The 5756-nt window shown below is 55.2% G+C and carries 7 protein-coding genes; 6 read left to right on the top strand and 1 reads right to left on the bottom strand.

Features of this window, described 5'->3' with window-relative positions; translation table 11 throughout:
* The 6 genes from OX89_RS14030 to OX89_RS14055 all read left to right on the top strand — a co-directional run.
* A partial coding sequence (locus OX89_RS14030; protein ID WP_047351085.1) for a hypothetical protein occupies positions 1-335 on the top strand: 335 nt, incomplete at its 5' end.
* A 28-nt stretch (positions 336-363) separates the two neighbouring features.
* The gene (locus OX89_RS14035) at positions 364-1116 is read left to right on the top strand and encodes an alpha/beta hydrolase (protein WP_369799294.1); all 753 of its coding nucleotides are present in this window, start codon (positions 364-366) and stop codon (positions 1114-1116) included.
* A gap of 58 nt (positions 1117-1174) precedes the next feature.
* Positions 1175-3196, top strand: a complete 2022-nt coding sequence (locus tag OX89_RS14040) for a DUF262 domain-containing protein (RefSeq protein WP_047351087.1) — start codon at positions 1175-1177, stop codon at positions 3194-3196.
* A 284-nt stretch (positions 3197-3480) separates the two neighbouring features.
* Positions 3481-3858 (top strand): hypothetical protein, encoded by a 378-nt coding sequence (locus OX89_RS14045; protein ID WP_234305576.1) that lies wholly within the window; start codon positions 3481-3483, stop codon positions 3856-3858.
* Complete coding sequence (locus OX89_RS14050; RefSeq protein WP_157497488.1) at positions 3859-4233, top strand: hypothetical protein; 375 nt, start codon at positions 3859-3861, stop codon at positions 4231-4233.
* 105 nt (positions 4234-4338) lie between these two features.
* Positions 4339-4953, top strand: coding sequence for a recombinase family protein (locus OX89_RS14055; protein ID WP_234305577.1), 615 nt, complete (start codon positions 4339-4341; stop codon positions 4951-4953).
* A 30-nt stretch (positions 4954-4983) separates the two neighbouring features.
* On the opposite strand, the gene OX89_RS18250 is transcribed toward OX89_RS14055, so the two are convergent.
* Entirely contained in the window at positions 4984-5538 is a 555-nt protein-coding gene (locus tag OX89_RS18250) for an NYN domain-containing protein (RefSeq protein ID WP_084002071.1), read from the bottom strand.
* Positions 5539-5756: the final 218 nt, after the last annotated feature.

Below are 5756 nucleotides of genomic sequence, written 5' to 3' on the forward strand. Positions count from 1 at the left end.
ATGGAGTCTCTGGGCGGAAGGTGGGAAAGTCCGACAGGCTCCTAGATCAGTACGAAGTCACCATCATCGACACGTCTCAGGAAGCCAAAAGCCGCGACGACACCCGATTTGTGAGCGATGCCGCCTTACGTGACGAAAACGAGGCTAAGGGCAAACAGCGCGGCAGCGTGGCGAGCCCGAACTACAAAGGTGTCGGTCGAGGCCACATTCGGTTCTACGCCGACGCTGCGGGCGACATCAAAGGCATCGCGTTCAGCTTCGACAAGGCCAAGTTCCATGGGCTTGATGACTGGAACATTTTGGTCGGGCGGCCTAAGGTGACGGGGGCAAACTGAAGTGGCTACGTGCAGACGATTCTTCGTAGTGTTGGCCTTGCTGTTCGTGGGTGCAGCTGCCCATGCCGAAGGCATGCTGTTCAAGGTGCCTACCCGTGATGGCGTCGTGACCACGTTGTTCTGGGAGGCCGCGCCCGATGCCAAAGCCACCGTGTTTCTGTTTCCTGGCGGCGGAGGTGGCTTCGGGAAGTTCGAGGACGGGAAGACCACTGGCGGTAACTTCCTCGTGCGCTCCGCGCCGTACTTCCTTGCCAACGGCTTCAACGTCGCGATCTTTGGCCGCCCCAACGACATGGACGAGCTGGGCTGGACGGAGCGAACCGAACCCAAGCACATGACCGACGTTGCCAAGGTGCTGGAGTTCGTTAAGCAGAAAAGTGGTCTGCCTGTGTGGATCGTGGGCACCAGTCGCGGCACCGTTTCAGCCACGGCGATGGCGATCAACGTCCATGATCCGGCCATAGCGGGGCTGGTGCTAACCTCCAGTGTGGTGCGCTACGCCACGCCGGGTGCGGTTCCGCGCCAAGACCTCAAGGCCATCACATTGCCGGTGTTGGTATATCACCATGCCAAGGACGCCTGCAAGCACTGCCAGGCCAGCGAAGCTCCATACATCATCAAGGGACTAAGCAACGCACCCATCAAGAAGTTGATGGTAGTGGATGGCGGGGCGAATCCGACAGGCGATGAATGCGCGGGCCAACACTGGCATGGCTTCCCAAATTTCGAGCGCGAAGCGATCAGCCAGATTGCTGAATGGATCAAGAAGCCAATAAACTGATGACTTCGTGCTGCCCGACTGGGCTTGGCACCTGTAGAAGCTGATTCAGGGGAAATAATTGCGTCCAGATAAACTTTCGATACTTCGGCTTTTTGAAGATCGCTCCCAATATCTCATTCCGTTGTTTCAGCGGGGCTATGTCTGGACGCTGACTGAACAGATATTTCCGTTGTGGGAAGATTTGATTGATCGCATGGATGCGATTGCAGCCTTCAAGGCTGATGCGGAAAAAGTCGGCGGTGCTGAAAAGCTCCGCGCTCTACGCAAGCATTTCCTTGGGACTGTTGTGGTGGGTAGCGCCAAAGGTGGCAGTGCAGACACCATTCCCACCCGTGAAGTGATTGATGGGCAGCAACGTATCACCACACTGCAAATCCTTCTTCTGGCTTTCCGTGATGTGGTCAAACCGTTGGAGGACGAGGGGCTGGACTACAGCCTGAAAACCTTAACTCGCAACCTTGGGAAATACCGTGAACGTGGTCATCATCTGAAAGTTTGGCCAACCAATGTAGGTCGCGATGTCATGCAGGCACTGTCCGATGCAGGAAGTATCGAGGCGGTGTGTGATCGGTTCCCGGTCAAAGGCCCCAAAAAGGCACGATATGAACGCCCACTAATGGTGCAGGCGTATCTATTTCTGCATGCTTTGCTTGCTGCACAGTTACGTGGTGTCCGATATGACGACAGTTCGGCAGAGCCGTTAGATGAACTGGATGAGTTGCTCAATAAGGCTCTGGGCGAGGATGGTTCAGCAGAGCCCACCATCGCCGATCAAGTCATTCGATCCATAGAGAAGGACAATGCAGTTGCGCCCCCTCGGGCAGAACTTCCGCTTCAAGCTGATCGCGCTCATTTGCTCTATGAAACCTTGCGCGACGGTTTCCAAGTTATGTCCTTGGAGTTGGATGATGAGGACGACCCGCAAATTATCTTCGAGACCTTGAATGCGCGTGGTGCTCCCTTATTGCCGAGCGACCTGATCCGCAATTTCGTTTTCTTGCAGGCAACCCGCAAACGTGAAGACGTTGATGCTTTGTACGATGCTCACTGGAAGGCTTTCGATGAAAAGCCTGCGGAGAATGCCAAGAAAGAGGGCGAAAGGTTCTGGCGAAAGGAGGCCCGGCAAGGTCGGCTGAAATCTGTTCGCTTAGATCTACTTCTTTACAACTATGTGTCACTGCGCAAGTGTGAGGATCTTAAGGTCGCGCATGTATTTGAGGAGTTCAAGGGCTGGTGGGAGTCGTCTGGCAAGGGAACAGAGTTTGAGTTGGCACGTATTACCAGCACGGCAAAACACTTTGAGACTTTCCTTCTGCCAAATCAGACATCCCGGCTTGGCCTGTTTTGTCGCCGAATGCAATTGCTGGACACATCGACACTGACGCCCGTTGTGTTCTATTTCTTGGAGCACCACGATCCAGAATCAGAAGAAATGGATCAAGTGCTCGGGGACTTGGAGTCCTATGTTGTGCGTCGATTTGTCTGTGGTCTTACAAGTAAAGGCTATAACCGTATCTTTACCACAAAACTCCTAGCAGAATTGTCCAAGGAGAAGGAAACATCGCCAGATGCCCTGCGTGCCAAACTGCTTGACTTGTCAGGAGAAACTCAGAATTGGCCTAGCAATGCGGAATTTGAGCAAGGCTGGTGTTTCCGTGCGCAGTACAAAGGAGGGAATACCGGCAAAGTTCGAGCAATTCTGGAAGCGTTGGAGCTTGGAAAGCGTTCTTCTAAGCAAGAGTTACTGGCTTTGCCTGATGGCTTGAGCGTAGAGCACGTGATGCCCCAGAAGTGGGAAACCAACTGGCCTCTTGTCACTGTAGACGCTGAAATAATTGCGAACCGCAAGCGTTTGCTCCACAGCATCGGGAACTTGACGCTGGTTACTCAGAATTTTAATTCCGCATTGAGCAATGAAGCGTTCTCCGTCAAACGTAGCGAGATCGTGACGACCAGCCTCTTGACACTCAACGCTTATTTTCAAAAGTTCGGGGATAAGGATGTCTGGGATGAGCAGCAAATCACCATGCGAGCCAAAGAGCTATTTCCGTTGGCATTGAAAATATGGGCACGTCCCTGAGTATCAATATTTCAGGAGTGACTGGTGGTTTCTTATCAAGCCAGATTATTTTAGGCATGTCTGCCGCAAAGTTTTTTCCGGCTGGACACAAGCCGTCGATTCACGACAAAGTATTGACACGGCACCGCTTGCCATGACGGCGGCGGCGAGCCGCGCCGTGTGAGTTGCGGCAGTCAGACTCCAAATTCCCCTCATCCATCCAAAAGGCCACGGCATTCGTCGTGGCCTTTTTGCGTTTCTGGCACGCGCTCATGCGGCTGAACCTCTATACAAGGACTCCAGCCATGCGCAAATCTCGCCAATCTTCACCCCCCATTGCAGGCATTGAGCCGCATACCCTTCGCGCCGATCAGATCGACTTGGGGCCTCCGGCCCTGTTCTCACCGGGCCATGTCGTTGCCACACCCGCCGCGCTGGCGTTGATACAGGAACACGGTGCATCTGTGCCGGAGTTGCTGCACCGCCACCTGACCGGCGATTGGCAGGATATGTGCAAGCCAGACCGCGATTCCAATTGGGCCGCCGTTCTCGACGGTGAAACCCGCGTCTTTTCTTCGTTCGACCTTTCCCCGAAAGGCCACGCAGGAAAACCCATCAAGATTTGGGTCATCACAGAGTGGGATAGGTCAGTCACGACTGTCTTGCGCCCGGAGGACTATTGAATGGGCGCGAATGTCTCCACGCTGCGACCAGCGCGTGACCTGCTGCATCAACTCCCCTTGCTGCCGACCCGGCCAGATTTCAGTGTCGATTACGAAGCCGCAGATGCGGCGTTGTTGCTTGCGCTGGCCGAGAACGGCGAAACGGTCATGAACACCATCCAGCAGGGTTTGTCTGCCTTGGGCGTGATTCTGGCGCACGCATCCCCCGAAGTGGGCAGCGAGATTGGCAGCGACACCATCGAAGCTCTGGGCTGGTTCATGGCCGAAACCGCAGACATCGCGGCTGCCTTGCTGGTACTGACGCGCTCTTGCAGGCACTACACCGCCGACTACGCCCCGGCCAAAGTCGAACCGGCTTCCCAAGCCAAGTTCTGATGGCTGCCGTTCGCTTCACGGCCACGGCAATAAGTGGTCACTTTCTGACACCCCATCGGGGGCTGTTGAAAACATAGCCCCCGACCATTTTCAACACATACCAACATGCCGACACCACTTTCCGACACCGCTGCCGGTGGCTTGCAGCGCGTTTTCGCCTATGCGCGGGTTTCTACCGTGGAACAACTCACCGAGAACCAGCGCGAGCAGATCGCACGGGCGGGCTACGACATTGCCCCGAAGCGATTCATTGAAGAACAGATTTCCGGCTCGGTGCCAGCAGCGCAGCGTCCCGGATTTCAGCGGTTGCTGGAGCGCATGGATGAGGGAGATACCTTGGTCGTGACCAAGCTCGACCGCATTGGCCGGGACTCCATCGACGTGCAGCAGACCGTAGAGCGTTTTCAGCGCGAGGGCATCCGGCTGGTGGTCTTGCAGCTTGGCAACCTCGACCTGACTTCATCCGCTGGCGCGTTGATGGTCAAGATGCTGGCGGCGGTGGCCGACTTTGAGCGAGACCTCATCATTGAACGCACCCAAGCCGGTCAGGCCCGCGCCCGTGCGGCAGGCACGCACATGGGGCGACCATCCAAGACGACTCCCGACCAGCAGCGTGCGATTCGGAAAGCCCTTGCGGCAGGGGCGACGGTCAGCAGCATGGCAGCGAGCTACCAGATCAGCAGGGCCACCATCATTGCCATCCGGGAAAGAGCCGCGTAACAGAAGGCCTACAGCAGTTTTAGAACGTGCTCACATGGCAGGTGGAAGAGGAACCCCGCCGTTCTTTTTTAGGTAGTCAAAAGCCTTGTCAAGGTTGATATAGGTTGCGACGTTCTGCATTTCTTGAGCCGCATTGCCCCAGAACCAGATCTCAACTTCCCATCCCCTCTTTATTGCCCTGTCGGCAACCCCTTTAAAGTCCGCGTCGCCAGCGACGATCACAATCGTTTCTGGCGGGTTAATGGTCATGATGCGCTCGACCACATCCATGCCCATTTCCATGTCAACGCCCTTCTCTTTATCTCGGATGTTCCGATCAAAGAGCCTGACATCAAAACCCTCACTGCGAATTTCGGCCCAAATCGAATCGTCTGGGGGAGGGCGAGAACCGTAAAGGACTGGAACCTGGGCAGAAAGCCGATTGCCACGACTTTTAACCAGGTGAAGAAATTTACCCCAGTCAATCTCATATGAGTTGTCCACCTCATTGCCACGCACCCCGCCTCGATGACGCTTAGCGTATGCAAGGCGAGCACCTTCAATCTTGACATTCGAGTTGTCCACAAACATGTGGATTTTTTTCATAAATTCCTCCCTCTCGGTTTCGGTTGTCTAGCGTAACAGCATACGAGTCTGCATCATAGACAGCTAGCGGATGTCAAAAGCATGAGCAGCCGCGCCAGCAGGTGCGCCGCATCCCGAATGTGATCTTGTGGGGTATGTCCGTCGAACCAGTGTTTCTGGCGGGCATCGTCAGTTGCGCATTCCACTGATGGCGGACAGTGATTCCATTCCCATCGCGG

The organism is Diaphorobacter sp. J5-51 (assembly GCF_001023515.1).
Taxonomy (GTDB): domain Bacteria; phylum Pseudomonadota; class Gammaproteobacteria; order Burkholderiales; family Burkholderiaceae_C; genus Diaphorobacter; species Diaphorobacter nitroreducens.

What these genes read in the sequence shown, in the direction of transcription:
- OX89_RS14045 (WP_234305576.1), top strand. Translation starts at nt 3,481, where the DNA reads ATGCGCAAATCTCGCCAATCTTCACCCCCCATTGCAGGCATTGAGCCG.
- OX89_RS14050 (WP_157497488.1), top strand. Translation starts at nt 3,859, where the DNA reads ATGGGCGCGAATGTCTCCACGCTGCGACCAGCGCGTGACCTGCTGCAT.
- OX89_RS14055 (WP_234305577.1), top strand. Translation starts at nt 4,339, where the DNA reads ATGCCGACACCACTTTCCGACACCGCTGCCGGTGGCTTGCAGCGCGTT.
- OX89_RS18250 (WP_084002071.1), bottom strand. Translation starts at nt 5,538, where the DNA reads ATGAAAAAAATCCACATGTTTGTGGACAACTCGAATGTCAAGATTGAA.